We start from the raw sequence: 25,923 nt of genomic DNA on the forward strand, positions 1-25,923 counted from the left end.
TGTGCTAAGGCAGTGAAGTATTCTAAATTAGGACTTCATTTCGGAAAATATGTGGTTATCTCGAAAAAACGAGGAGCGCTACCGTGCCTATTTTAGATATATCGGATAGCGAAGCGGTGGCTCGCTATGAAGAATTCGTTGCTACCAGTCCGTACGGTCACGTTATGCAATCGGTTAACTGGGCAAAAGTAAAAAATAACTGGGACAGTGACTACGTTTATCTGCGGGACGATGCGGGAAGTATTACCGCCGCCCTGTCAATACTGTCTGTCAAGAATGATGGATCCCACGCTTTTATGTATGCCCCGCGCGGCCCGGTCTGCGATTTTAAAAATATCGACACTGTGAAAGCACTGGTTAAAGAAGCTTCCCCGGTGGTGGAAAAACGTAACGGATTTGTTTTGAGGATGGATCCCGAGTTCGCCTATGACGAGGAAGTATTGGAAAGCTATCGCAATGCCGGCATAACTAATCTGGCGATCACCACTCGGGGAGCTGATGAACACAGCTTCTCCAATCCTCGGATGCATATGATTGCGGACATTTCTATGGGAACCCATGATGATTTTCTGAAGACCGTAAAATCAAAAAATAAAGGTAAGATCAAGGTTCCTTATAAACATGGCCTGGAAACTTTGCGTTTTCATCGTGGTGATCCCGGGTTTGAGCAAGCACTCGATAAATTTTATGAACTAACCAAAATCATGGCGAAGCGCCAGGGAATCACCTATCGCCCTAAAGATTATTTTGTGCGCCTATTTAATGCCTTCCCCCCCCCCAGCCGTAACTCTCTATGAAACTCGTACCGCCGAGCAGGAGGTACTTTCTTGCGCCATCGTTTTGGGCTTCAACCGGAAATGTTTTTATATTTATGCTGCTAGTTCCAATGAAAAACGAAATCTGCGTCCTAACTATCAAATGAATAATGAAGCAATTAAGGACGCTATCGAACAGGGATATACCCAATACGATATGGGAGGAATTTACGAGGTAGATAACTCGGGGGGACTCTATAGCTTCAAAAAAGCCTTCTGTGGCGAGAGCGGCCTCTTGGAAATGATTGGACAGTTCGACTGGGTTTATAACCCTGAGGTCTACAGCGAGTTCAGCAAATAGCTGGAGGACGCCCCCCTATTTTCCCATAGGCACAAGCAATAGTAAGACCTCCCTGGGATGCTGTCAGCTAAGAAGATCCTCACCCCAATAGGTGATACCCAATTAGGAAAGCCAGATGAAGCCGATAAGCTGAAGACAAAGGAGATTACCCCTAAGGAGATTTTGATGCCGAAGTTGCGTCCTTTCCGTGCGCTGCGTCCCACTAGCGAGGCTGCCCCGCAGGTAGTGGCACTGCCCTATGACGTTATGAACCGTGAGGAAGCTAGCGCGCAGGGCAAAGACCCGAACTCTTATCTGCATATCACGCGCGCGGAAATTGATTTGCCCCTCAGCGTGGATCAACACGCTGACCAGGTGCATGAGCAGGCAGCCGCTAATCTGACAGATTTTATTGACCGGGGCGTGCTGGTACGCGAAGACCGCCCTTGCCTGTATCTTTACCGGGAAACTTGGCGAGGAAGAGCCCAGGTAGGAATCGTAGGGTGTGCCCAGGTTGGCGATTATCAAGACGGCACTATTAAGCGGCACGAGAAAACTTTAGCGATTAAGGAAGCCGACCGGATTAAACATTTTGACCGGGTGAATGCCCATACTGAACCGGTATTTCTCACCTATCGCGCCCGTGAAGAAATAGACGCCCTCACCGCGCGGGTAACTCAAGACCAGCCGCTGCTCAAAGGAGAAACTTTGGAGGGCACTGTCCATGAGCTTTGGCCGCTCTCGCCGGAAGACACTTCTTTAGCTAGCGGCATCTTTGAATCATTGGACTACTTTTATATTGCCGATGGCCATCACCGCTCAGCTTCCGCGGCCAAAGTAGGGCTTTCTCGCCCCCAACGCGCAGATGCCCCCTGGAATGAATTCCTCGCGGTCGCGGTTCCTGACCACGACCTGCGGTGTCTGCCCTATAACCGGCTAGTGCTTGATTGGGGCGACACCTCCCCCGACCAGTTCTTGAAAGACATATCGCAGGTAGCAACGCTAAGTGAACTAGGCGAGTTTGCTGCCCCGGAAAATTCTGGTGCTTTCAGTATGTATCTAGGCGGCAAATGGTATGCCTGCCGCTTCCGTCCCCAGGTTTTAGCCGGTAAAGAGCTACCTGATTCTTTAGATGTGTCTTTACTGCAAGAAACAGTGCTCTCGCCCCTGCTGGGAATTACCAATCCGCGCACCAGTGAACGTATCGAGTTCGTAGGCGGGATTCGCGGGGACAGCGAACTTAAAGCAGCGGTAGATAAGGGCGATGCCTGCGCGTTCTACATGTATCCTACCCAGATTGACCAAGTAATGGAGGTGGCTGACGCGGGGCAAATCATGCCCCCTAAATCCACTTGGTTTGAACCGAAACTGGGCAGCGGTCTGTTTGCCCATCCCCTCTGGGATTAGGCGGCGGGCTGCATTTTCTACTTTTTCAGACCCGAACTGCGAACCAGTTTAGGCTTTACCGGGGTTTAACGCCCTTGTTATTACGAGGACGCAGGCAAACTTAAGCCGAGCAAGGTTGGTCTTTCGCGCCCCCAAAACGCCGATTTCGCCCTCCAAATGCGGCTAGTTCCCGCCAGAGTTGTTCGCGTTTAAACTCTGGCCACATCTCGGGAACGAAACTAAGCTCCGCATAGGCGCATTGCCACAGTAAAAAGTTAGATAGGCGTTGTTCCCCGGAGGTGCGAATCAGCAAATCCACATCCGGCATGCCCCCCAGATACATTTCCCGCGCCAAGGTGTCCTCGCGGATATGATTGTCACTGATTTCCCCGGACGCCACCCGCCGGGCAACCGCGCGAACCGCATCAACCAGTTCCGCGCGCCCTCCATAGTTAATACACATATTGAACACCATGCCGGTGTTATTTTGGGTCAGTTCGGCGGCAGCTTCTAGCTCCTTGATAACCGATTTCCATAGCCGACCGCGCCGCCCCGACCAAACTATGCGCACGTTCCAGTCGTTCAGTTCGCGGGAACGGCGGCGAATCACGTCCCGCGAATACCCCATCAGGAAACGAACTTCCGCCGGGGAACGTTTCCAGTTTTCGGTAGAAAAAGCATAGACACTCAGCATTTTTACCCCGGCCTCTACTGCCCCGGCCAGGGTGTCCATGAGAGACAATTCCCCGGCCTCGTGCCCTGCCGTACGCGGCAATCCCTGCTGGTTAGCCCAGCGGCCGTTGCCGTCCATGATTAGCGCCACGTGGGAGGGAACTGACGATAATGGGGGCATAGGGCTACCTTGCCCGGGGGGAACGGTGGCTACGAAGTCTTTATCGCTCATATTCTTATTATGCCTTGCGTGCCATAACGGACAAGGATTTTAGTTTTCGCTCTAACACCCATTCGGTATAGGCGGTGACCACTTCTTCTGCTATCCCCTGAGTTAGCGGATCCGCCTGGTATACCTGCGGCCACTGTCCCGCCAGCAGTACGGCGAGCAGGTCGGTTACTGGTTTAGAGATGCGGGTGCCTCCGCTTAACTGACAGTTTTCGCAAACTACCCCACCGGCAGGTGCGGAAAAAACTTTAAAGGGGCCATCAGCCCCACAGAGCGCGCATTGGTCTAAAGCCGGCGCCCATCCGGCAATGGTTAGGGTACGCAATAGGTAGGAGGATAGCACCATGCCGGGGCGGTGCGCCCGGTTTGCTAAAGCGGGTATTGCGCCAGCTAGCAGCCGGTATTGACTGCGCGAAGCCTCGCCCTCGGAAAGCTTCTCGGCGGTTTCTAGCATTACTTGCCCCGAGAGGTACCGTTCATAGTCGCAGGCGATTGCCGGGGCATTGAGGCTGAGCGAAGTAGCCTGAGTAACCGTGTCCAGATTACGCCCGGAGTGTAGCTGCAGTTTTACCCGGTTGAAGGGGCTCAGGCGCGCCCCAAATTTTGAGGAGGTGCGGCGCAGTCCTTTGGCTACCGCTCGTACCTGCCCATGCTCGAGGGTGAGCAAGGTCAAGATTATGTCTGCTTCCCCTAGTTTGGTGGTTCTCAGGACTATCGCCTGGTCGGTATAGGTTCGCAGCACCCGCTCATTATCTCATATCTAGTTGCTAGGTCAGCTCATATAGTTCACAGGGGCTTGGGGTGACTACTAGCGCTCTCCTCCGCAAATGCGAATATCCGCAGCCACCCAAATCCTGCAAAACGATTGCCAGACTTCCTGCAAAACGATTGCTAGAACCCCTGCAAAACGATTGCTAGAGCATTATAAATGCACTTCAGCAAGTTTTAAACGCCCAAAGCTTGAATTGGAAATGTAAAGGTAGGAACGTCATTTTCCAGCTTCGTGAGCTTAGCTATCGGTCCAGCCAGAGTAACTACTGCCAGGAACGAAGGTTTCTTCATCACCTCTAAATCGAGCGTATTCACGATTTCTTGCAGTTTTTGCCCTGCTTGAGAGATTTTGGCGGTTCCTAGTTTGACTTCGATACCTGCCCAGCGCCCATCAGGAAGAGTAACAATTCCATCGATTTCCCGACCGGAGCTATCGCGGTAGTGATAGAGCCTACCTCCTAAAAAGCTAATCAGGGTATGTAGATCATGGAGAACGGCGCTTTCTAATATCAAGCCGAGAGTTTTCGGGTCATAGGCTAGCTGAGTAGGCGTAGTTCCCAGAAGATTAACCGCCATAGCTGGATCAGCTAGATGATATTTACTGGCCGTACGCAGCCTTGCTCTCGTACGTAGCTGCGGCAACCAGGCAGGAATCTCTTGAACTACAAAAATCCTCCCTAGTAGTTCCAGATAGTTAGAAATGGTTCTATTTTGGATTTCTGCTGCTAGTCGCATGATGTCGCGGCGAATCGTGTCTATCGTTAACTCACTAATCACGCTGCGCGCTACCGACTGTAGGACTGCCTTGATCACTTGCGGAGAATGCCGAATCTCGGCGAGGCGAGACAAATCTAGGCGGGTTACCTCATCAATATATGCACTGATACGGCGGGAAGAAAGCGAAAAGTCATCATAGAGCATATCGGGGAATCCCGGGCGGCATAGCAGATTGATTGCCGAGGTGGGGTCATCTTGACCAGGGAAAAGGTCAGGGAATTCCCCCGCAAATAAGTTGCGTAGGGATATAGATGGCATTGAGCTACCCTTGCCCAGAACTTGGTCTTTTTCACAGGTAGTCATGGTTTGCTGGGTAAGACGCAAGAAGCGTCCCGCCCCAGTATGTCTGGTAATGTCATCAGCTGGGAGGGCGGATCCGGTCAAAATGAAACGTCCGCGCTCCGCCCTGCCGTCTACCTCGCGGCGAACTAGATTCCAGCTTTCGGGGATAACCTGCCATTCATCTAACAGTCGGGGGGTATCACCACGAAGAAGTAATTCAGGTTGAAAATCAAAGATTTCTTTTGCGTGGGGAGTATCTAAAAAGATATAAGAGTTAGCCGCATTTAGGGCGCTCATAGTTTTTCCGCACCCACGAGGACCCTCGATTATAACGGCGCCTACCCCGTGCAGGATTTCTTGCAAGGCGCTATCAATCATTCGGGGTAGATAGGGTCTACCCACTATTGCTTCGGTATCCACATGCTTATTATAGCAGTTCAAAAGCTCTAGCGCACTTTTTGCAGACGCCCTAGCGCACTTTTTGCAGACGTTCTAGCGCATGTTTTGCAGACATCCTAGCGTTCCGCGCGGTTGAGGGCGCTAATAACCGCCTTATACGTAGCGCGAGTAATCGAAGGATCGATACCTACTCCCTCACCTCGAATACGTAGCTACTAGCAGTGAAACTCTGATTGGCAACTGATAGCATGATTTTGTGTTCGTTGATACCCCAGGTAGCTTAACTCCGGAAACGATGCAGTTGCGCGCCCTATTAGCCGCAAATATCAACGAGTTTCGGTCTTTACTGGAAAAATACGGAGCCTCTAATCCGCTGCTTTTTGGCTCGGTAGCCCGTGGCGATGCCAACGCTAAAAGCGACATCGACATCTTGATCGAGATGAGCCCCGAGGACGGAAACCTGTTGATGCGGGCGAGCGGGCTATTGGCGGAAACCCGGGAGCTTTTAGGGAAAAATATAGATATTTTCCCTGTTCAACTAGTAAAATCAGAGGTTAATCAGCAAGCACTCGATGAGGCAGTACCGCTATGATTCGAGACAATCCGAAGGTTTTAGCGTACTTTTTGCAGACGTCCTAGCGCAGGTTTTACAATTTTCCCAGTGCACAAATGATAAGCCAAAACATGTTCTCTTGAGCCGTATAATTGGTTTAACTCGCTGCCTTGGAAAAATCTAAATGCTTGAACAATCGGCATCGCCAAGTATTTTAGACAGCTCAAATTTATAAACCTCAAGGCACTCGCACCTCAAAGTTATTGGACTACTCCAAGTGTTTCTCCTTCAATAAATTTTGCAGCCAGGATTTCATGACGCACACCGTAACTTGAATTTGCCTTATTTTTTATCCATTCGAGAACTAATTGTCCAGCTAAATAGCCCTTTTTTACGATTGGCTGACTGACGGTAGTCAGCGGTAAAGTAGAGAAATATTGTGGCATTCCATCATAACCAGTAACTGACAAATCTGTTGGTATCTTCAAACCGGCAGCAGTCGCCGCGCTGATTACACCTGCGGCTATTATGTCACTAAAGGAAATAATGACTGTAGGAGGATTATTCCCCTTATATAGTTGACTGAAAGCTTCTTTCCCCCCATCGTAGGTACTGGAAGTTTCATAAACGGTTAGGTCATCCCCTGACAAAGCTTTTCCAAATTTATCGAAAGCGTCTAGAATTGTTTTTATGCGCTGCCCCATTACCCCATGCCAAGCCTGATAGCTAAGCTCCGTTTTAGTTTCGATTGCGGCAATCCCCACACGCCTATGACCACATTCAATAATTGTTTTAACAAGTGAGTCTAGAGCTTTCGCGTCGTCAATCTCTATTGTTGAGACTTCCAGTTCAGTTTGCGGGTCGATTACCGCCAAGGGCATATTCTTACTAAAGATTTCCACAACTTCTTCACGCTCTTTTTCAAGCCCAGAAACAATGAAGCCATCTACTGCGGCAGTGGGAATAAGATTAACCGAAGAATCATTCTCGAACGGAGGAACCAGCAGTAAGGAATATCCATCCTCACGGCATGCTTTTCCTATCCCCTCCATAAGGAATGTGTAGTAAGGATTTTGTAAAGCCAAATCAATCTCTTGAGGTAGTAAAAGACCAAGAGCCCCAGTTGTATTGGTTCGCATGGTACGAGCTGCAGCGTTACTTACGTAACCGATATCTGCTGCAGCTCGTAATATGCGTTCTCGCGTTTCCACTGAAAGCTTCTTGGGATTATGGTACGCACAAGAAACTGCCGAATTAGAAACTCCCGCTTTCATAGCGACGTCTCTAATGGTGATTTTTTTCGGCATATTTGCAGACTACCTCGTTGAACAGTTATTTAGTAGTAAACGCACTGCACCACACAATATTCCTTCACAGCGACCACTTTCGTTCGTCAATCTCCCCTTCCAGAATCAACGGATTGACACTATCTACCCGATACGAATTACCGATTAGACTCGGGATTCCGAAAATTGCTTTTTCCTTCCTCAAAGGAATGAGGCTATAAGACACATCTCTGCCCACTCCTCTGTGCACAATGCTCACGGTGCCCCTATCTCCAAGGCGTCGCTTAACCAGCACTGTTTCAGCGTCTAAAGCTACTAGCTCTTGCTCTCCCTCTTGCAGAACCTTAGAGTTCGACCTAGCGGATAACAAGCCAGTTACGCTCCGGTGAATTTCTTGATTCCATGCTTCCTGATTCCAGTTCACCCCTCCCCGGCAACCGGGATCATTTTCACCCGTCATACCAATTTCATCACCGTAGTAAAGAACGGGAGAACCGTGCATAGAATATAAAAGAGCAAAGGAATTTATTACTCGCGGAGTCTCATTTTTGCAACGAGTCGCCACCCTTTCAGTATCGTGACTTCCCAGCAGATTAAACATGGCAGCATGAAACTCCTGAGGTATCCGCGCATATAGTTCATTCATCCCTTCCACAAACTTAAATGCATCAATAAACTGTTCAGCTGTATAGGCCAAGACAAGGTTACGAAGCGAATAATTCATAACTCCATCCATTAATCCGGGTTTCAGCCAGATAGTAGGATCGCGCCAATCTTCCGCAACCAGATACTTATCTTCTCCAAAATATTTCACTACCTCGTGGAACTGATACCAGAAGTTCATATTTACCAAGTAGGGAACATCTAATCTCCAACCATCAATTCCACGATTTAACCAGAACCTAGCCACCTCTAAATGATGCTCTCTAACCTCAGGGTTATAGATATTCCATTTTGGTAGATAGTAGCAACCGGTGCAGGTCCGGTAATTATATTTATCAGGGTCCGAAATAACCGGAAATCCCTCAATCATATACCAATTTACATATTTAGACTTTGCTTGATTATTTATGACATCCTTAAAGGCATAATGAGCGTTTCCACAATGGTTAAATACTCCGTCTAAAATAACCCTTATGCCTAAGTTATGAGCTTTTCTAATAAGCTTGTCAAAATCTTCAATACTCCCAAGATGCTGATCTATTTTAAAATAATCAACTGCATCGTACCTATGATTAGTTACAGCAGAAAAAATAGGGTTCAAATAAATTGCATTTATCTTTAAATCTGCTAGATAGTTCAGCTTCTCAGTAATTCCAGGAAGGTCTCCACCCATAAAGTTATTAGGGGTTGGATCACTTCCCCAGGGAACTACTTGCGGAGGATTTAAACTGGGGTTTCCATTATAAAATCTGTCTGGAAAAATTTGATAGAAGTTTGCTTTAGTTATCCAGTTAGGAATAGTCATTATTTTATCTTTCTATTATTTTTAGTCTTTTAATCCAGTAGCAGCAATCCCTCTTTCCAAAGCTTTTTGGAAGAAGAGGAAAACGACAACACTCGGTAGAGTGGCTGTAATAGTTCCTGCCATAAGATAGTTCCATGAGGTTCCATACCGACCAACAAATCCGTTTAGACCTATCTGTATAGTGCGCATTTCTTCTGCATTTGTTACCAGTAGCGGCCAAAGAAAATCATTCCAGGCGAACAGGAAAGAGAATATCGCCAACGTAGCCAAAGCTGGCTTCGCAAGGGGAATAATGATTCTCCAATAAATTTGCCAGCTTGAGCAACCATCCATTCTGGCTGCTTCATCTAATTCCATGGGAATGGTAGAAAAATACTGTCGAAGCAAAATGATTCCAAAAACATCCGCCAATCTAGGAACTATCAGGGCAGCGAATGTATCAATCCATCCTAAATATGAAACTATCCCATAGGCAGGAATGACGGTAACAAAGATTGGAACCATCAATCCTGCAAGTAATACGATAAATAGGATATTTTTAGCTGGGAATTTCAGCCTAGCAAAAGCACAGGCTGCTAAAGAGTCAAAGATTAAGTGACCAATAACTATTCCTGCCGACATAATCAGAGAGTTTATATAGAATCGACCAAAGGGAGCATTTTGCCAAGCTTGTAAATAGTTTTCCCAATGCCAGGAGGTTGGGAAAATAGATTGTGCAGTATAGGTTTCCGCTTTGGTTTGTAAAGACGTCGTAATCATCCACAAGAACGGAATCAGAATAGTCAGTGCCCCAATAATAAGAATTAGGTGTCTACCTAGATTGCTAAAGGTTTTATTCATGGGTCTTGAGCCTTTACGCTCTAAATCATTTCCCCGACTCATTTCTCGTCCGCCCCCTTTAGTTTCCATTGAACAAGAGTAACTAGCAATACCAAAACTAGAGTTACCAGTGATATCGCTGTTCCGTACCCAAAATCTCCCAATCTAAATGCCTGGCGATACATCATCATGCCCAAAACATCAGTACCACCGCGCGGCCCACCCTCGGTGAACACATAAACCAAATCGAAAGCCTGGAAGCTATTTATAAGAGCTTGGACAATAACAAAAAACGTCATAGGTCGCAATAGTGGAACAACGATGAAGCGAACTTGTTTGACCTTGTTCGCACCATCAATTTCTGAGGCTTCAAAAACCGCTTTGGGGAGAGATTGTAAAGCCGTTAGGTATAAAACGATATTAAAACCAAGGTTTTTCCATACTGTCAGTAGGGTTAAAGCTAACAATGCTAGCCAGCGATTTTGCAGCCAGTCAGGACCAGAAATACCTATTTTACCTAACCAGGTGTTAATTAATCCTGAATAGTCGAGCATATACTTCCATACGATTGCGATAGCTACAGAAGAAGTTACCACTGGGAGAAAATAAATGGTTCTATATATACCCCGTCCCCGTAATGGACCGTCAAGCAGCAGTGCAAAAAATAGTCCGCTAATCACAGAAAGTACTGACACGCCGAATGCGTAAATAATTGTTACCAGTAATGAATTCCAAAACTCATTATCTTTTGCTAGTCGAACATAGTTACTCAAACCAACAAATGGTTTTTCAGGATTAAACCCATCCCAACTTGTTAAGCTGAGATAACCAGCAGATACAATTGGGTAAAAGACGAATACTCCCAAAATAATCAAGGCCGGAATCAGCATGAGATAGGCAGTTCTCGTCTGCTCCTTAGTCGATGCATTACGTTGCACCCGGCGTGTCAGTACATTCTGTTTTTTCATTTTTACTTGCCTTTAGCGATTACTTCATTAACGGCAGTCTCAGCGTTCGCTAAGGCTTTATCTACACTGACCTCTCCTGCAAATGCTTTTTCCATTTCTTTAGCAAAAGCCAAAGAAATCTGAGGGTAAGCTGCGGTATTAGGACGTGCCTTTGCAAATTTCATTTGCTCAACGAATGGCATTAGTTGCTTCTGGTTTTGCTGAACCCAATCGCGGTATTCAGAACCTTCTGCTATCGAATTGCGCACAGGAATAAACCCGGTTTCTTGATTCCACTTTAGGATCTGTTTATCCGATAAGAACCAGGACAGGAATTTGCCGGCTGCCTTAACCTTCTTAGGATCATCATTGAAAATCATGGCCTGTTCTCCCCCAAGGTTTGTAGCCTGCGTTCCACTCTCCGGAACAGGCAATTGCGCCACTTCAAAATCAAATGGGGGATCAGCAGCCCAAATACCTACCATCCAAGAGCCTTCCTGAGCAGAGCCACCTTTGCCTTTTTCAAACTCTCCCCACTTTGCATAGGGACTGACGCCAGATTTAATTAAATCTACCCAGAATTGGGCAGCTTTCTTACCTTCAGGGGTATTGAATGCCGCTTTAGTGTTGTCCTTATTAAGGAATTCTCCACCTGCTTGCCACAGATTAACTTGGAAATTCCAGGTGAGACCCTCTCCGTTGTCTCCTGCCTGAGTTAGCAAATCATAGCCAGGCTTGCCTGTCTTGTCGAGAATTTGCTTTCCCATGGTTTTCAGTTCCTCCCAAGTCTTGGGGGGAGCAGCAGGATCCAATCCGGCATCCTTAAAGAGGGTCTTGTTATACATATAGGCCAAGTTATTCGCTGAGACCGGAACCGAAACTTGTTTACCATCAATGGAACCAAAGCTGGTTAGCGCAGGATTTATATCACCGAGTAGCTTTTTGTCCAAAACTTTGGATATATCTGCAGATTTACCCATCTTGGCAATTTGTGGAACCCAAATTAAATCCCCAACGGAAATATCGGGCAAGCTATTAGAAGAAGCCGAAGCACGTAACTTTGTCAGGTAGTCTCCGTTAGGAACGGCAGTGGTTTTTACCTTAATGTCAGGATTTTCTTTGTTGAATATTTTTACCATTTCATCAAAGGTATCCGCGTTTTTACCATCCCAATAATGCCAAATCTCAACCTCAGTTGTACCACCATCAGCTGTGGATGATTTCGCTCCCCCACCCGCGCACGAACACAGAGTAAGAGCGGTAGCGGCAGCTAGACCAATAGCTGCTATTCTTTTTCTCATTTTTCCTCGATTCTTTTTGTAATGAAACTAAGCAAATTACCTAAATTGCGAATCTATAGCTATAACTCCACCTCTTTTCCACTGAAAATCTCCGCCTATCAACAATGACTTATCGGTGAAAACGATTTAAAGTCACAGTCTTTTTCAAACGGTTCAGCAGCTCAAAAAACAGTGGGTTAGCCACCTAGCACGAATTAAGTCTCAATTATTCCATTTTCACTTCCTCCTCGAAGTATGGCTTACGGTTTATAGTAAAACGTTTTACCATCGGTGTCAACAGTTTTAAAAAATTTTTTGTTCCTTCGACTCACATTTACATCACTGCCGCTGTAGACCTGGAGTGTCTATTTTGAAATCTTCTTGGCGCGATAGTAAGGCAACATATAAAGGCTTATCGGTGCAGGCAAAAATAGACGATAGGTAGATGCAGCCCACAAAAATTCGAGTTTTTAGCTACCCGCAACGCCGAGTGATTCAGATTTCAGACAAAGCCTGACAACTCTCATTCGCTAACTAATGCGGCTAGCGCTCGGCGCGGTTGAGGGCGCTAATAACCGCCTTATAGGTAGCGCGAGTAATCGAAGAATCGATGCCAACTCCCCACAGCACCTGACCGGCAATCTCGGCCTCCACATAGGCCGCTGCCCGCGAACTCTCACCGGTTTCCATCGCGTGCTCTACATAGTCCAGTACCTTAATATCCGTTCCCAGCCCTTGGAAAGCAGTGATAAACGCTTCGATAGGGCCAGGAGCCACTGCCTCTAAAGTGCGCAAAGCCCCGTTATCGCTAACCTGCGCCCGTAAAGATACTTCCCCAGTTTCATGATTGTTATCTGCGCGCGAATCACGCAGTTTAAAGCGCCCCCATGGTTCCAGGCGATGTTCCTCTCCAGGCAGATATTCGTCAGCGAAAATCTTCCACAAATGCTGCGAATCGACCTCGCCCCCGAACTTTTCCGTATAGTCCTGGACATGGCGATAGAACTCTATCTGCAAGCGGCGTGGCAAATCCAAAGAATAGTCGCGTTTCATCAGGAACGCGATACCACCCTTGCCAGACTGGGAATTCACCCGCACCACTGCCTGGTAGTCGCGTCCTACATCACCGGGATCAATCGGCAGGTAAGGCACTGTCCAGATAACCTGGTTCTGGTCGCCACCGGCTGCCGCAACTTGCCGGGCACGCTTATCAAAGCCCTTTTTAATGGCATCTTGGTGAGAGCCAGAAAAGGACGTATAAACCAAATCGCCAGTATAGGGCTGGCGGGGATTAGTTTCCATGCGGGTGCAATACTCCACGGTTTCGCGCACCCAATCCAGGTTCGACAAATCCAACATGGGGTCGATTCCTTGGGAATAAAGATTCATTGCCAAAGTAATCAAATCTACGTTACCAGTACGTTCCCCCTGCCCCAACAGGCAGCCTTCTACCCGGTCAGCACCGGCTTTCATAGATAGTTCTGCCGCAGCAATCCCCGTTCCCCGGTCATTATGGTTATGTACTGACAAACAGACGTGTTCACGGCGACTCAGGTTCCGGCTCATCCATTCGATTTGATCCGCATAAGAGTCCGGGGTGTAACGCTCCACAGTTGCCGGCAGGTTAAAAATAATTTCGCGATCCTCATCAGGCTGCCAAATATCCATGACCGCTTCACAGATTTCCAGGGCAAACTCAGCTTCGGTATCTACGAAAATTTCTGGAGAATATTGCAGCCCGAAAACCGTGGAATCATCTAATTGCTTTTCAGCTTGCGCGATTACCTCACGCACCCCGCTTACTGCCAGTTCCACGGTAGCCGCCTTATCGTTATGGAATACTACTTCCCGAAAAGTCGGTGAGGTGGCGTTATAGATATGCACATTGGCGCGCGGCACTCCCACTAGGGACTCTATGGTACGTCCGATTAGATCTTCACGCGCCTGAGTAAGTACCGAAACACACACGTCCTCGGGAATCGCGTTATCTTCCACCAGCGAGCGCACGAAATCAAAATCTATCTGCGAGGCAGCCGGAAACCCAATCTCGATTTCTTTCAACCCAATCTGCACTAACAAATCAAACAATTTGCGTTTACGCCTCGAATCCATCGGCTCAATCAACGCCTGATTACCGTCCCGCAAATCCGTAGATAGCCAACGGGGAGCCTGGGTAACATTTCTATCTGGCCAGGTACGATCCGGCAGTTTCAGGGAACTATCCCAAAAATGAGCATATTTTTGAAACGGCATTCCAGAAGGCTGCTGCCGGGGAGCTTTACCAGTAGTTCGCATGGGAAGATTTCTTTCTGCTCAGTTAGATGGCTGGCCGAAATGGCAAATAAACCCGCGACGAGCCTCGACCACTTTTACTGGACTTCGTCGCGGCAATCTAGTAGCAGAATGAATGTGCGCATGGCTCTACTTTAAGCAGATTGCCTATGCTACGGTAACCAACGTCCCGCATATTGAGCTGAGGGCTGCGGTTCCTTAGTTGATTCCCGAGGGATAAACGCGGCCTCTCCAGCTATCAGACAATCTCCTGGTTTAGGGGTATAGGACGCACCAAAAATCTGTTTCATCAGCACCGTCACCCCCAGGTTAGCGAGTTTATCGACCGGCTGGTCAATCACGGTAATCGCCGGAGATATTACCGAAAACCAGGGAACATCATCGATGGCTACCAGTCCCAAATCTGCTCCCAACTGTATTCCCAAACTTTTCGCAATCATCAACACCCCTAGAGCTATCTGGTTAGAAGCGCAGATAATAATATCTGGACGGTATAGCGAAAGAATACAGCGAGCGGCACTGGCTGCCGACACTGCCTCGTGCAGACAATACTCAATCTCTAAATGACCGAACCCGCTGCTAGCTAGTTTTTCTTGCAGTTTTTCAGCTCGTCTTTTACCTGCGATACAAAACTCTGGACCTGCCAGATAGGCAGGACGGCTATAACCTAAGGAGCGCAAATGCTCAGCCATGTCTTGCATAGCATTGGCAGAATCAATCACTATCGAGGGTATCGCTGCTCCCGGTGCTTCACGGTCTAAAGCCACCATGGGTAAACCATCGGGAGCCTCGGGATGTATCCAACCGGGAGCTATCCGTGATGGGGGTACTACTAACAGTCCATCCACCCCTTGTTTTGCCAACGCCCTAATCCCGTTTTCATAGCTTTTTTCATCTTCATGGGCGTTAGACAGCAGCAGCGAAGTGGCGTGGGAATGGACGGCTCGTTCTACACAGTGAGCCAGCATCGCATAAAACGGGTTCATTATATCCCCAACTACCAGCCCAATCGTTCCGCTACGACCAGTACGCATAGCTGCCGCTAAGCGATCTTTTTGATACCCTAGCTCTTCGGCTGCGGCTAGGACTTTACGTTGGGTCTGTACGCTCAGATGGGTACTGCCGTTGAGGGCGCGCGATACGGTAGCAATCGAAACCCCAGCGGCTTTTGCCACGTCACGGATGGTTGCCATTAGAAATCGCCTCCTCGCGCAAAAACTTAACGTTAAAAATCCTAGCAAGAAAACTCACCTTTGAGGAAACGTTTACAAGAAAGCTAAAAATAAAACATTGCTTCTAGTGCCGTAACCAAATGCGCCCTCAATCCTAAAACAGTGGAGCTAGCGAAAACTAAAACCCTAAACGCCCGAGCATTTTTGTGTCAGATTGCCAGTTCTTCGCTACCCGGACATGCAGGTGGAGCTGCACTGGCCGCCCCAGTAACTTTTGAATCTGCCGTTTAGCTTTAATCCGAACTCGGCGAATATGGCTGCCACCTTTACCTATCAAAATTCCTTTTTGGGAATCGCGTTCCACATACACATTCACGTGCACATCTAAGGGCTTAACTTCCTCTTGAGAAGTTCCGGCAATATCCTCCCCGTCATAGGAGGACGAGGGGGCACTTTCAGCCTCGCCAGCGCCCCTACCTTCCTTGCTAGTAGGCATCTGTTCTTTAGGGAGGCGGTGACTGCCGTATCCAAGTTGCGGCCCAGTATCCTCACCCTGATAAAGAATCTCCTCTACCTGCACCGCTATTGAGTGCGGTAGTTCTTCACGCACCCCCTCCAATGCGGCTTCCCGCACAAACTCGGCAATAGTTTTTTCTACCGATTCGTCACTAGCCTGGTCACGGGGATAAAGAGGGGGTGAAGATGGCAGATATTTCGCAATCTGATCAGCAAGAACGTTTACTTCCCCCGTTAAAGCACTCAAGGGAACAATATCGTTCCACTCCCCCAGCTCTTCAGCTGCCACTAGCGCTGCCACCATTCGCTCTTTAGAAACCAAATCGGCTTTGGTAACTGCTAGAATTACCGGGATATTCAGCTCTTTAAGTTCGGCAGCAATATAGCGATCACCGGGGCCAATCTTTTGATCGGCAGGTACACAAAACACCACCGCATCCACGTCTACTAAGGCTTCCCGCACCATATCGTTTAGCCGTTTACCCAGCAGCGTGCGGGGGCGGTGTAGACCGGGAGTATCGACCAACACAATCTGATAATCCTCACCTTGAACCACACCGCGCACATTATGTCGGGTAGTTTCGGGACGGGAGGAGGTAATCGCGACTTTCTGCCCAACCAAGGCATTAGTTAAAGTAGACTTTCCTACGTTAGGGCGTCCCACTATGGAAACGAAACCTGCACGGTGAGAAAGTGACCAGGAGGAATGCGGTACGCTCATTGCTAATCCATTTCTGTTTCTAGACGTTTTACCAATAGGGTATCCATTTGCCGACGCCTACCGGAAACGCTTTTTACCCTTAGTTCCATTCCAACTACTTTCACTTTCGACCCTACCAGTGGTACTTTCCCCAAAGCCTTGGCCAGTAGCCCACCCACGGTGTCCACTTCATCATCATCTACTTCTAGATTCACCAGCTCCGCTAAGTCATCTAACCCCAAACGTGCAGGCACTACCCAAGTATCTGCTGCAATTTGTTGAGGTTCTTCTTCGGCACGGTCATGCTCATCGGTTACTTCTCCTACCAGTTCTTCTAAAATATCTTCGATGGTTACCAGACCGACCGTGCCACCCCATTCATCAACCACTACCGCAATATGGGGTGCGTCTGCCTGCATTTGACGCATCAAATCATCGGCAAGCATCACTTCGGGGACAAAAAAAGCTGCTCGCATCATTTCTGGAACCGGATGATCCATCAGTTCGGGGCGGGAAAAACAGCGGGAAATCAAATCTTTTAGATAAAGCATTCCCCGGACATCGTCTGCGTCATCTCCCAGAACCGGAATTCTAGAAAACCCGGATTGGATAAAAACCTCGAAAGCCTCTCGAGCTAAAGTTGTGGTTTCTACCGCCACCATATCGGTACGCGGAACGATAATTTCCCGAACCAGAGTAGTCCCCAGTTCCAGAGCCGAGCGCACAATCTGGCGATCTTCGTCCTCGAAAGCTAGATTTTCTTCCTGCCCCATTTCATCGACCATTTCCCGGAAATCTTCCGCGATTTCCGCGCGGGAAGCAGCTTCCTCAACTGGGGAAAGTGGCGCTATCCTTTGCACTATCCATCCTACCGGGCGGGACAGAACCGATATTATTCGCCCGAAACTCACCATTTTACTCAGCCATAAAGCGGTAGCTTCGGGGCGATACTGCCCCACACGCATTCCCGCAAAAGTAGCAAAAATAAGCAGCAACACCCCCAATACCAGCACTGTCATCAACAGGGAGGCCCACCAGGGAAACCCTAACCCCAACATTGCGATACTCATGCAGGTAGCCGCTAATATCTGCACAAACAAACGCCAGGATTGGCAAATAGCCAAGGTGTTTTCCTTTTGGTCTAGCAGGGAGCGCACTAGCGGAGCGCGACGATGTCCCTCTTCTACCAGGTCTTGAGCCCGCGCATGAGAAAGGGTTTGAAAAGCTCCCAATGCCGCTGCCCAAGCGGCATCTACTGCCACCAAAATAATAGCTAAAGCCAGTAGAGCCGCCGCTGGTATTTGAGATAACAAATCTAGCTCCGCTCTGCTAAGAAAGTCAGTAATAATTTGCGCTGCAAAGCAAACATTTCCTTTTCTTCTTCTTTTTCGGCGTGGTCATAGCCAAGTAGATGCAACATACCGTGCACCGTAAGCAGCAGCATTTCCTCGGTGGAAGAGTGTCCCGCGTTGACGGCTTGCGCCTGAGCTACCTCGGGGCAAATCACAATATCCCCTAAGATACCTGCCTCGGTGGGAGAATCTGCGCTTCCGGGACGCAGTTCGTCTAGAGGAAAACTCATCACATCGGTCGGGCCTTCTAAATCTAACCACCGCTCATGCAAGGCGGCTATTACGTCTGGTTCCACGAATATCAGCGACATTTCTGCTTCGGGCGACACGTGCATAGCGCTAAGAACATAGTCAGCTAATTCTTGGAACTCAAGTCCATCGATTTGATAGTCGGTTTCATTTAAGACTTCCACACTCACCGCTTTTCCTCCCTCTGGTCTCGACTGGCAAAAGCGCGCTCATAAGCATCAATAATCATTCCCACCAGCTTATCGCGCACCACGTCCTCGCTGGTCAAATAACAAAATTCTATATCTTTAATTCCGGTGAGGACGCCTTTAGCGTCTTTGAGTCCCGACAGTTTCCCCCTAGGCAGGTCAATTTGGGTAATATCCCCGGTCACTACCATAGTTGACCCCTCCCCCAGGCGGGTAAGGAACATTTTCATCTGTTGCGGGGTGGTATTTTGGGCTTCATCTAGCACAATAAATGCATGGGAAATGGTGCGCCCGCGCATATAGGCAAGCGGAGCGACCTCGATGGTTCCCGATTCTAGGAGCTGGGCAAGTTCTGCTGGTTCCAGCATTTCCCGTAGAGCATCATAAAGAGGACGCAGATAGGGGTCAATTTTCTCGGTCAGATTTCCGGGAAGAAAACCGAGAGATTCACCAGCTTCCACTGCCGGACGGGTCAGAACGATTCTGGAAACCGCTCCGGATTCTAGGGCTTCTACCGCTTTAGCCATTGCCAGATAGGTTTTACCAGTGCCAGCAGGTCCTATTCCGAATACAATCCGATTATTAGAAATTGCTTCTAAATAGGTTTCTTGACCGGAAGTTTTTGCTCTTATCTGCTTGCGCTTGGTGTGCAATACCGGTAAGGCTTCCTGCGATGACATCAACTTCAAGGCTTGCGTAACTGCCGAAGCAGATAGCGGATTGCCGTGACGAGCCGCTGTAATAAGCTCGCTAAGTAAATCCGCCCCCATCCGCGCCTCGCCTGGATTGCCCAGAAAGGTTACGATTCCTCCGCGAGTAGTTATCCGCACCCCTGGCAGGTTATCTTGCATTGCCCGCAGCACTTGGTCGCCCGGTCCGAATACTAAAACCGGATCGAGATCTTCGGGCAAAAGTACCTGGGCTTGGTTAGCAACCATTTAGAGCGATTCCTCCCGATTCCATAGCCCGCTAGTAAGTCCTAAAGCTGCTATTGCGGCAGGTCCAGCGCTAGAGGAACGTAAAACAGTTGGACCCAGCCTAGCTGTGATTGCACCGGCCGCTATAAATTGGGCGGTTTCCTCCGGGCTCACCCCGCCCTCCGGGCCTACTATCAGGTGTATCATTTTCGCCTCTCTTACCTGTTCCCAGGCTTTAGCCAGAGGCAGAGAAGCATCGGGGTCAAGGAGTATAAATCGCTGTTCCCTGCCACCAGCAGCGATTATTTCAGTCAAGCTAGCCGAATCAGTTAGTGGCTCTAAGTGCGGCCAATTTGCGCGGCGTGATTGTTTAGCAGCAGCTTTAAGCAACGCTTCCCATTTCTTTTCCCCCCGTTGAAGTTTCGCACCTTTCCACTGCACTATTGAACGTTTAGCTGCCCAGGGACGCACGATACTGACCCCCAGTTCGACTGCCGATTCTACTGCCTGCTCGTCACGTCCTCCTTTGGAAAGCGCCTGGATCAGCCCGAATTGGGTTTGTGGGAGGGGAAGGTGCAGCCTTTGCTGAACCTGAAAGTCAAAACAGTCTTTGCCACTAGCAGTAATTTTACAGCGCAGACGCAACCCTTTGCCATCAACTAGGTCGAGGATGTCCCCTACGTCCAGACGTTGCGAACCGATTGCATGTCGGGCTTCTGCCCCATTTAGAGAGCCAACCGCGCCTAGCTCAAGTTCGTTTAAGGGCGGGCAGGAACTATCGCCAAGAAAGACTGGAAGAATCATGGCTTACCTGCAAATCGTTCCCGCAGGCGAGAGAAAACACCGCTATCTGCAAGCGGTTCGGGCTCCACCCTATCTTCCCGGCGTAGTTGCGCTAGCTGTTCGATTAGGTCGCGTTGGGCGTTGTCAAGATTGGTCGGTACTTGCACCATAATGTTTACAATCAGGTCTCCGCGTCCTTGCCGTTGCAAACGTCCTACTCCCAGACCGGGTAAGCGAATTTGTTCTCCCGGTTGCGTACCAGCAGAAATAGTTATTTCCTGAGTCCCGTCAAAGGTTTCTAAATCGACTTTAGTACCCAAAATGGCGGCCGTCATCGGCACCCGCAGGGTGGTTTCCAGGTTATCTCCCTGCCGGGAAAATACCCGATGAGAACTCACTTGGATTTCTAAATATAAATCCCCACTAGGACCGCCTCCCGGCCCTACTGCGCCTTTGCCACGCAGCTGCACTTTATGCCCAGTTTGCACTCCCGCCGGGATTTCTACCTGCATGGTGACTGTGGTTCGCACCCTACCCTCCCCGGAGCACTCGGGACAAGGGTCTGGGATAGTAGTACCGTGAGCGGCGCAGGCGCTACAGGGAACTGTAGATTGCATCTGTCCCAGGAAAGTGCGGGTAGAGCGGGTTACCGAGCCGCGACCATTACAAACCTGACAGGTACGCGGGGAAGTTCCCGGCGCGCAACAGCTTCCCTCACAGGTGGGACAGGTAACGGCGGTGCGCACTCTTATCTGCTTCTTTACCCCGAAAACGGTTTCTTCTAAGGAGATTTCTAGGCGCTGACGTAAATCTTCACCGCGTCTGCCCCTGGGGGTTGGCCCCGCGCTGGTTTCCCCTCCGAAAAAGCTCTCGAAAATATCGGAGAACATGGAAAAGTCACCCATACCGGAGCTGGCAAACCCGGAATCGCCTCCCATATCGTAGCGGCGGCGTTTTTCCGGATCAGAGAGGACTTCGTGCGCCATCGATACCTCTTTGAAAGCCTCTTCTGACTGTGGCCCGGCAACATCGGGATGCAATTTGCGGGCTTTGCGGCGATAGGCGCGCCGAATTTCTGCCTCTGTAGCGTCCCGGGATACCCCTAAAATCTCGTAGTAATCAGCCACCGATATTTATTCCTCTTTCCTAATCTACCTGGTCATCATCCGCGATAAATAGCGCGAAACCGCACGCACGATACTCATTGCCTGCGGATAGTCCATTCTTTGCGGGCCAACTATCCCCACATGGGCGACCCCGCTTTCTTTATCTCCGTAAGCCCCTGCCACAATAGAGGTTTCAGACAGGGAATGCTCCCCCGATTCTGAGCCAATGGTTACCGTCACTGGCGAATCTTGTTGATCGATTTCTGAGAATAGCCGCAGCAAAGTAACCTGCTCTTCCAAAGCATCTAGAATCGGACCGATAGAGCGAGAAAACTCGGGGCTAGAGCGCACCAAATTTCCTGCTCCCGCCATTACAATCCGTTCGGTTTGTTCCCCGGTGAGCGCCTCGCGAATAATCGGTAATATTTGGGCAATAAGCTCTAGCTGTTCCGGGGAGGCTCCTGTCATTAAAACCGGCTCTAACTGGTCTATTTGACTATCTTCCATTCCCTGTAAGGTAGAATTCAGCAAGAGGGCGAGGCTGCGGCTGGCAGCACTATCGACCTCGTAACGAGTGTCAATGGTTGTTTGTTGCACCCGAGCGCTGTTGGTAATCACAATTACTAACAGCTTGAATTCTGCGACTGGAATTAGTTCAAGGTGTCGTAATCCGCTGCGTTCATAGTGGGGGTATTGCACAATCGCCAACTGCCTAGTTAGCTGGGCTAAGGCGCGCACGGTACGCTCAACTATGTCATCGAAATCGGCTGCTCCGAGAACAAAAGCCTCAATCGCGCGGCGTTGAGTAGCGGTAATAGGACGAAGTTTAGAGATTTGATTAACGAACGCCCGGTATCCTTTTTCCGTGGGGATTCTACCGGCTGAAGTATGCGGTTGATAAAGGTAGCCTTTTTCCTCTAAAACCGACATATCGTTACGTACGGTTGCGGGAGAAACTCGCAAATCATGCCGATCCACCAACGCTTTAGAGCCTACGGGTTCACCGGTTTCTACATAATCGGTGACGATAGCTCGCAAAACGTCGTCGCGCCGGATGCTTGCCTGGCTCATATCTCCTCGCTGTCCTCAAATAAACGATAGGTGCTCAATATCTTTAAAACTAAGCACTCTACCGCCTCGACTGCTAACTCTACCCTGATTGCCAGCTAGTTATTAACCTCAAATCGCAGATTCGCGTACAGCTAAAGGTAACTATGCTCAGCTTTGAGCCTCAGTCAGCACCTGCACCATCGATAAAGCTGCTTGCACTGCCTCGTAACCTTTATCTTCGCTAGAGGATTCCAGACCCGCCCTATCTAGGGCTTGTTCTAGGTTATCGCAGGTGAGCAGCCCAAACCCTAAAGGAATCTGGGATTCAACTGACACTTTAGTTAGCCCATAGGTGACCGCGTCACACACATAATCGAAATGAGGTGTTCCTCCGCGAATGACTACTCCCAGACAAACCAGTGCATCCGCTTTCCCGCTTTCAGCATAGGTTTTAGCCGCTAAGGGAAGCTCAAAAGAGCCTGGAACCCGCACCACTTCATAGTCTGCCTTCGCCGCCTTGCAGGCGCGTTTGGCTCCTGCTATCAGCCCCTCCATGACCTGCTCATGCCAGCGGGTAGCAATAATTACTACTTTTTTACCCTCGCCACCAGTATGTAAATCGGGAACTCCCCCTCTAGCCATTTCTATCTCCTTAGGTCTGTTATTCAATCTGACGGGCGTAGCTATTTTTCTTCGGCTAACTTGTCAAGGTTATGGAAAGTATGCCCTAAACGCTGTTTGGTGCGTAAATATTCGATATTATGCGGGTCGATGCCTACTTCCAAGGGCACGATTTCTGCCACCGTAATCCCGTCTTCGTCTAGCAATGCTTTTTGGGGATTATTGGTTAGTAACCGAATGTTAGTTATTTTTAGTTCCCTAAGAATTGCCGAGGCAGCTCCGTATTCACGCAGGTCTATCGGCCACCCTAGGTCAAGGTTAGCCTGTGCGGTATCGCGACCTTTATCTTGCAGGGCATAGGCTTTAACTTTTTCCCCAAGTCCAATGCCGCGCCCTTCTTGCCCACGCAGATAAATAATCGCGCCGCCCTCGTCGGCCACCTGTCTCATCGCTTGCTGTAGCTGCGGCCCGCAATCGCAGCGCAGCGAGCCGAAAGCTTCCCCGGTCAGACATTCGGAATGAATCCGCACCAGCGGGATATCCTCGGGGGTCTTTTCCGAGATTAAAGCGATATGGACTGCGCTCTGCTCTGCGTCTCGATAGGCGCGCACGGTGAAGTCCCCAAACTTGGTGGGCATTTTGGCGCTGGCTATCTCTTTGACCCGAGCATCTGCAAGTACCTCTGTTCGCGGTTGCATCTGGGATAGATAATCTTTTAGTTCCGCGACTGTTATTAGTTCTAAACCAAACTTTTCCGCAATCGCCGGGCAATCATGGTAACGAATCATTGAACCGTCATCGTGAACCATTTCCCCGATAGCGGCTACCGGCATCAGCTCTGCCAGTTTCATTAAATCAACTGCTGCCTCGGTGTGACCTGCCCGAGTAAAAACCCCGCCACTGCGCGCCCTAAGCGGCAAAATATGCCCCGGACGCACCAAGTCTTCGCTGCTGGCCTGCGGGTTGGCTAAAGCCCGCAAAGTGGTACGGCGATCCGCAGCTGAAATCCCGGTGGTCACTCCCCTGGCGGCATCACAAGAAACGGTGTAACAGGTGCGCAACTGGTCTTGGTTTGCGGCCCACTGGATTGGTAAACCAAGCAGTTCTGCGCGTTCAGCGGGCATGGGGGCGCAAATATAACCAGAGGTATAGCGCACCATCCACCCCATCCACTCGGTCGTGACTTTTTCGGCACTAACAATTGCATCTACTTCGTTTTCCCGGTCTTTCGAATCCGCTACCAAAACGGGTTTTCCTGCCCGCAGAGCCGCGCTGACCCGCGCGAATAACTTGGTCAAGTCACTCATTTAGCCGCCCTCCCCTCAAGTAAGCGTTCTACATATTTTGCTATCTGGTCCGTTTCAAGATTCACTTTAGAACCAACTTTCAGCGCCCCTAAAGTGGTGTTATCGCGGGTGACGGGGATAATAGCTACTGAGAAATAGTCCTCGCCCACCGCGGTTACGGTTAAAGATACCCCGTCGATCGCAATTGATCCTTTCCGAGCTATCTGGGGCATTAATGAGGGCGGAGCAGAAACCTGTAGCTCTCGCCAACGCTCCCCTTCCTCTAGGGAAGTTACCGTGCCGGTGCCATCAATATGCCCGGCAACCAGGTGACCCCCTAAGCGACCCGTAGGCAGGATGGCGCGCTCCAGGTTAACCCCTTCGCCAACGCGCTTTTGCCCCAAGGTGGTGAGCCGGACGGTTTCGGGCATGGCATAGGCATAGAAAGTATCGCCTTCTATCCGGGTAACCGTCAGGCAAATCCCGGAAGTAGCCACCGATTCTCCCGGGGATAGCTCGGAGGCGAAAGTGCAAGAAATCCCAATTTCGAGGTCTGCTTCTTGCTTCTTTAGGGAGCTAATTGTCCCGACCTCTGCTATTAGTCCGGTAAACATGCTGCCCTTTCCTTTTCTAACGCCAAGAAAACATCTCCGCCTAACTCTTTAACCTGTTGCAATTGGAAATCCAGGGAACTGCTCAAAGCGGTAATCCCCAAGTCGCCTATTCCTTTGTGCCCCGCGCCCAGCAGGCGAGGCGCTAGGTAAATATGTAGTTCATCTACGAGATTCGCCTTCAACGCTGCGGTCACCAAGGTAGACCCGCCCTCCAGGAGCGCGAAAATCTCTCCGCGCTGATAGCAGCTTTCTAGTACCGCCTTAAGGTCGTGGGTACGTGCCTGTTCGGCTTTGCCCGCGAGGTAATAATCTGCGGGAAGGTTGCGCTTTCCCACCACGAGGGGGCGCGGCTGGTGCGGGAGATGGCGCCCATCGGCTAGACGCGCCGACAGCTGCGGGTTATCAGCGAGGACGGTACCGGTACCGGCAATAATCACATCCACGCGAGAACGAATCCGGTGCGCATAGGCACGCGAGAGCCGATTGGTAATCCATTGGCTAGAACCATCCTTAGCGGCGCAATACCCATCCAGGGTTTGCGCCACTTTCGCAATCGTCCAGGGACGGCCGCGCCGGGTGGCCTGCACCCAGTGGGCACTAACTTCCCGCGCCTTCGCGAGGACGTTTTCGTCAATCCCCGCTTCACTAGCGGGAATCGCGTTAATCCCCTGGCTTCGTAGATACTCTCCGCCACCACTAGCCCTAGGATTAGGGTCTGGGACTGCCCAGATTACGTTTTTAATCCCCGCTTCAAGCAGGGCGCGGCTACAGGGAGGCGTTTTACCACTATGGTTGCACGGCTCCAGGGTGACTACTGCCGTCAGCGGAGCAGAGCCAGTATCCTCTTTTAGGTTAGAGAGCGCATCTACTTCCGCGTGAGCGCTGCCCGCTCCCCGGTGATACCCCATTGACAATATCCTGCCGGCAGGAGAAAGAATAGCGCAGCCTACCTGGGGATTTCCTCCGATTCTAGGACCTTGCAATGCGGCTTTAGCGGCGGCAGCAAGGGCGTGAGTTAGGGCAGATTTAGGGGGAATAGACAGCGCCAACAAAAACCTCCTCGCAAAGCTAGGTGTTCCGAGGAGGCGTGGGCGCGCGAAAACGCCACGCGAG

The 25,923-nt window shown here is 49.7% G+C and carries 25 protein-coding genes; 4 read left to right on the plus strand and 21 right to left on the minus strand.

Features of this window, described 5'->3' with window-relative positions; all coding sequences use genetic code 11:
- The first annotated feature begins 83 nt into the window (after positions 1-83).
- From QZT94_RS04155 to QZT94_RS04165, 3 genes are all read left to right on the plus strand, one after another.
- The gene (locus tag QZT94_RS04155; protein WP_296761518.1) at positions 84-797 is read left to right on the plus strand and encodes a peptidoglycan bridge formation glycyltransferase FemA/FemB family protein; all 714 of its coding nucleotides are present in this window, start codon (positions 84-86) and stop codon (positions 795-797) included.
- On the plus strand, positions 763-1,116 hold the full coding sequence (locus QZT94_RS04160; protein ID WP_296761515.1) for a peptidoglycan bridge formation glycyltransferase FemA/FemB family protein: 354 nt from the start codon (positions 763-765) through the stop codon (positions 1,114-1,116). The genes QZT94_RS04155 and QZT94_RS04160 overlap by 35 nt, the downstream gene beginning before the upstream one ends.
- Before the next feature lie 165 nt (positions 1,117-1,281).
- Positions 1,282-2,502, plus strand: coding sequence for a DUF1015 family protein (locus tag QZT94_RS04165; RefSeq protein WP_296761512.1), 1,221 nt, complete (start codon positions 1,282-1,284; stop codon positions 2,500-2,502).
- A gap of 100 nt (positions 2,503-2,602) precedes the next feature.
- On the opposite strand, the gene uppS is transcribed toward QZT94_RS04165, so the two are convergent.
- From uppS to QZT94_RS04180, 3 genes are all read right to left on the minus strand, one after another.
- Positions 2,603-3,385 (minus strand): polyprenyl diphosphate synthase, encoded by a 783-nt coding sequence (gene uppS, locus QZT94_RS04170; protein ID WP_296761509.1) that lies wholly within the window; start codon positions 3,383-3,385, stop codon positions 2,603-2,605.
- Between the two features lie 7 nt (positions 3,386-3,392).
- Positions 3,393-4,124: a DNA repair protein RecO gene (gene recO, locus QZT94_RS04175; RefSeq protein ID WP_333558158.1), complete on the minus strand. Its 732-nt coding sequence runs from the start codon at positions 4,122-4,124 to the stop codon at positions 3,393-3,395.
- A gap of 203 nt (positions 4,125-4,327) precedes the next feature.
- A complete protein-coding gene (locus QZT94_RS04180; RefSeq protein WP_270625252.1) occupies positions 4,328-5,632 on the minus strand; it encodes a DUF4143 domain-containing protein in 1,305 nt (434 codons plus the stop codon).
- 235 nt (positions 5,633-5,867) lie between these two features.
- Here QZT94_RS04180 and QZT94_RS04190 point away from each other — a divergent pair, with 235 nt between their 5' ends.
- Positions 5,868-6,203 carry a nucleotidyltransferase domain-containing protein gene (locus QZT94_RS04190; protein ID WP_270625250.1) on the plus strand — a complete coding sequence of 112 codons (336 nt, stop codon included), beginning with the start codon at positions 5,868-5,870 and terminating at the stop codon, positions 6,201-6,203.
- A 221-nt stretch (positions 6,204-6,424) separates the two neighbouring features.
- Here the strand turns inward: QZT94_RS04190 and QZT94_RS04195 are convergent, their stop codons facing one another.
- From QZT94_RS04195 to ribD, 18 genes are all read right to left on the minus strand, one after another.
- Positions 6,425-7,471 (minus strand): LacI family DNA-binding transcriptional regulator, encoded by a 1,047-nt coding sequence (locus QZT94_RS04195; protein WP_296761504.1) that lies wholly within the window; start codon positions 7,469-7,471, stop codon positions 6,425-6,427.
- Positions 7,472-7,535: 64 nt separating this feature from the next.
- Positions 7,536-8,918 carry a glycoside hydrolase family 13 protein gene (locus tag QZT94_RS04200; RefSeq protein ID WP_296761501.1) on the minus strand — a complete coding sequence of 461 codons (1,383 nt, stop codon included), beginning with the start codon at positions 8,916-8,918 and terminating at the stop codon, positions 7,536-7,538.
- Between the two features lie 21 nt (positions 8,919-8,939).
- Positions 8,940-9,800, minus strand: coding sequence for a carbohydrate ABC transporter permease (locus QZT94_RS04205; protein ID WP_296773194.1), 861 nt, complete (start codon positions 9,798-9,800; stop codon positions 8,940-8,942).
- A complete protein-coding gene (locus QZT94_RS04210; RefSeq protein WP_296761496.1) occupies positions 9,797-10,705 on the minus strand; it encodes a sugar ABC transporter permease in 909 nt (302 codons plus the stop codon). The genes QZT94_RS04205 and QZT94_RS04210 overlap by 4 nt, the downstream gene beginning before the upstream one ends.
- A 2-nt stretch (positions 10,706-10,707) precedes the next feature.
- Positions 10,708-11,985: an ABC transporter substrate-binding protein gene (locus tag QZT94_RS04215; protein WP_296761494.1), complete on the minus strand. Its 1,278-nt coding sequence runs from the start codon at positions 11,983-11,985 to the stop codon at positions 10,708-10,710.
- Between the two features lie 522 nt (positions 11,986-12,507).
- Entirely contained in the window at positions 12,508-14,259 is a 1,752-nt protein-coding gene (gene leuA / locus QZT94_RS04220) for a 2-isopropylmalate synthase (protein WP_296761491.1), read from the minus strand.
- Between the two features lie 149 nt (positions 14,260-14,408).
- Positions 14,409-15,449, minus strand: a complete 1,041-nt coding sequence (locus QZT94_RS04225) for a LacI family DNA-binding transcriptional regulator (RefSeq protein ID WP_296761489.1) — start codon at positions 15,447-15,449, stop codon at positions 14,409-14,411.
- A gap of 157 nt (positions 15,450-15,606) precedes the next feature.
- The gene (era, locus tag QZT94_RS04230; RefSeq protein ID WP_296761486.1) at positions 15,607-16,665 is read right to left on the minus strand and encodes a GTPase Era; all 1,059 of its coding nucleotides are present in this window, start codon (positions 16,663-16,665) and stop codon (positions 15,607-15,609) included.
- A 2-nt stretch (positions 16,666-16,667) separates the two neighbouring features.
- Entirely contained in the window at positions 16,668-17,957 is a 1,290-nt protein-coding gene (locus tag QZT94_RS04235) for a hemolysin family protein (protein ID WP_072509938.1), read from the minus strand.
- A 2-nt stretch (positions 17,958-17,959) separates the two neighbouring features.
- Positions 17,960-18,415 carry an rRNA maturation RNase YbeY gene (gene ybeY, locus QZT94_RS04240; RefSeq protein ID WP_072509939.1) on the minus strand — a complete coding sequence of 152 codons (456 nt, stop codon included), beginning with the start codon at positions 18,413-18,415 and terminating at the stop codon, positions 17,960-17,962.
- Complete coding sequence (locus tag QZT94_RS04245) at positions 18,412-19,371, minus strand: PhoH family protein (RefSeq protein ID WP_296761480.1); 960 nt, start codon at positions 19,369-19,371, stop codon at positions 18,412-18,414. Before QZT94_RS04245 ends, ybeY begins: the two co-directional genes overlap by 4 nt.
- Positions 19,372-20,154 carry a 16S rRNA (uracil(1498)-N(3))-methyltransferase gene (locus tag QZT94_RS04250; RefSeq protein WP_270625237.1) on the minus strand — a complete coding sequence of 261 codons (783 nt, stop codon included), beginning with the start codon at positions 20,152-20,154 and terminating at the stop codon, positions 19,372-19,374.
- Complete coding sequence (dnaJ, locus tag QZT94_RS04255) at positions 20,151-21,260, minus strand: molecular chaperone DnaJ (protein ID WP_270625236.1); 1,110 nt, start codon at positions 21,258-21,260, stop codon at positions 20,151-20,153. The genes QZT94_RS04250 and dnaJ overlap by 4 nt, the downstream gene beginning before the upstream one ends.
- Before the next feature lie 24 nt (positions 21,261-21,284).
- On the minus strand, positions 21,285-22,310 hold the full coding sequence (gene hrcA, locus QZT94_RS04260) for a heat-inducible transcriptional repressor HrcA (protein WP_296761475.1): 1,026 nt from the start codon (positions 22,308-22,310) through the stop codon (positions 21,285-21,287).
- A gap of 147 nt (positions 22,311-22,457) precedes the next feature.
- Positions 22,458-22,931, minus strand: a complete 474-nt coding sequence (ribH, locus tag QZT94_RS04265) for a 6,7-dimethyl-8-ribityllumazine synthase (protein WP_296761473.1) — start codon at positions 22,929-22,931, stop codon at positions 22,458-22,460.
- 41 nt (positions 22,932-22,972) lie between these two features.
- Complete coding sequence (ribA, locus tag QZT94_RS04270; protein ID WP_296761471.1) at positions 22,973-24,217, minus strand: GTP cyclohydrolase II; 1,245 nt, start codon at positions 24,215-24,217, stop codon at positions 22,973-22,975.
- On the minus strand, positions 24,214-24,810 hold the full coding sequence (locus tag QZT94_RS04275; RefSeq protein ID WP_296761469.1) for a riboflavin synthase: 597 nt from the start codon (positions 24,808-24,810) through the stop codon (positions 24,214-24,216). The genes ribA and QZT94_RS04275 overlap by 4 nt, the downstream gene beginning before the upstream one ends.
- A complete protein-coding gene (gene ribD, locus QZT94_RS04280; RefSeq protein WP_296773196.1) occupies positions 24,795-25,859 on the minus strand; it encodes a bifunctional diaminohydroxyphosphoribosylaminopyrimidine deaminase/5-amino-6-(5-phosphoribosylamino)uracil reductase RibD in 1,065 nt (354 codons plus the stop codon). The genes QZT94_RS04275 and ribD overlap by 16 nt, the downstream gene beginning before the upstream one ends.
- Between the last annotated feature and the right edge of the window lie 64 nt (positions 25,860-25,923).

Source organism: Varibaculum sp. (genome assembly GCF_008661855.1).
Classification (GTDB): Bacteria; Actinomycetota; Actinomycetes; order Actinomycetales; family Actinomycetaceae; genus Varibaculum; species Varibaculum timonense_A.

Coding starts and splice junctions, on each gene's coding strand:
- QZT94_RS04160 (WP_296761515.1), top strand. CDS start 763: ATGCCTTCCCCCCCCCCAGCCGTAACTCTCTATGAAACTCGTACCGCC.
- QZT94_RS04165 (WP_296761512.1), top strand. CDS start 1,282: ATGCCGAAGTTGCGTCCTTTCCGTGCGCTGCGTCCCACTAGCGAGGCT.
- uppS (WP_296761509.1), bottom strand. CDS start 3,385: ATGAGCGATAAAGACTTCGTAGCCACCGTTCCCCCCGGGCAAGGTAGC.
- QZT94_RS04195 (WP_296761504.1), bottom strand. CDS start 7,471: ATGCCGAAAAAAATCACCATTAGAGACGTCGCTATGAAAGCGGGAGTT.
- QZT94_RS04200 (WP_296761501.1), bottom strand. CDS start 8,918: ATGACTATTCCTAACTGGATAACTAAAGCAAACTTCTATCAAATTTTT.
- QZT94_RS04205 (WP_296773194.1), bottom strand. CDS start 9,800: ATGAGTCGGGGAAATGATTTAGAGCGTAAAGGCTCAAGACCCATGAAT.
- QZT94_RS04210 (WP_296761496.1), bottom strand. CDS start 10,705: ATGAAAAAACAGAATGTACTGACACGCCGGGTGCAACGTAATGCATCG.
- QZT94_RS04215 (WP_296761494.1), bottom strand. CDS start 11,985: ATGAGAAAAAGAATAGCAGCTATTGGTCTAGCTGCCGCTACCGCTCTT.
- leuA (WP_296761491.1), bottom strand. CDS start 14,259: ATGCGAACTACTGGTAAAGCTCCCCGGCAGCAGCCTTCTGGAATGCCG.
- QZT94_RS04225 (WP_296761489.1), bottom strand. CDS start 15,449: ATGGCAACCATCCGTGACGTGGCAAAAGCCGCTGGGGTTTCGATTGCT.
- era (WP_296761486.1), bottom strand. CDS start 16,665: ATGAGCGTACCGCATTCCTCCTGGTCACTTTCTCACCGTGCAGGTTTC.
- QZT94_RS04245 (WP_296761480.1), bottom strand. CDS start 19,371: ATGGTTGCTAACCAAGCCCAGGTACTTTTGCCCGAAGATCTCGATCCG.
- QZT94_RS04250 (WP_270625237.1), bottom strand. CDS start 20,154: ATGATTCTTCCAGTCTTTCTTGGCGATAGTTCCTGCCCGCCCTTAAAC.
- hrcA (WP_296761475.1), bottom strand. CDS start 22,310: ATGAGCCAGGCAAGCATCCGGCGCGACGACGTTTTGCGAGCTATCGTC.
- ribH (WP_296761473.1), bottom strand. CDS start 22,931: ATGGCTAGAGGGGGAGTTCCCGATTTACATACTGGTGGCGAGGGTAAA.
- ribA (WP_296761471.1), bottom strand. CDS start 24,217: ATGAGTGACTTGACCAAGTTATTCGCGCGGGTCAGCGCGGCTCTGCGG.
- QZT94_RS04275 (WP_296761469.1), bottom strand. CDS start 24,810: ATGTTTACCGGACTAATAGCAGAGGTCGGGACAATTAGCTCCCTAAAG.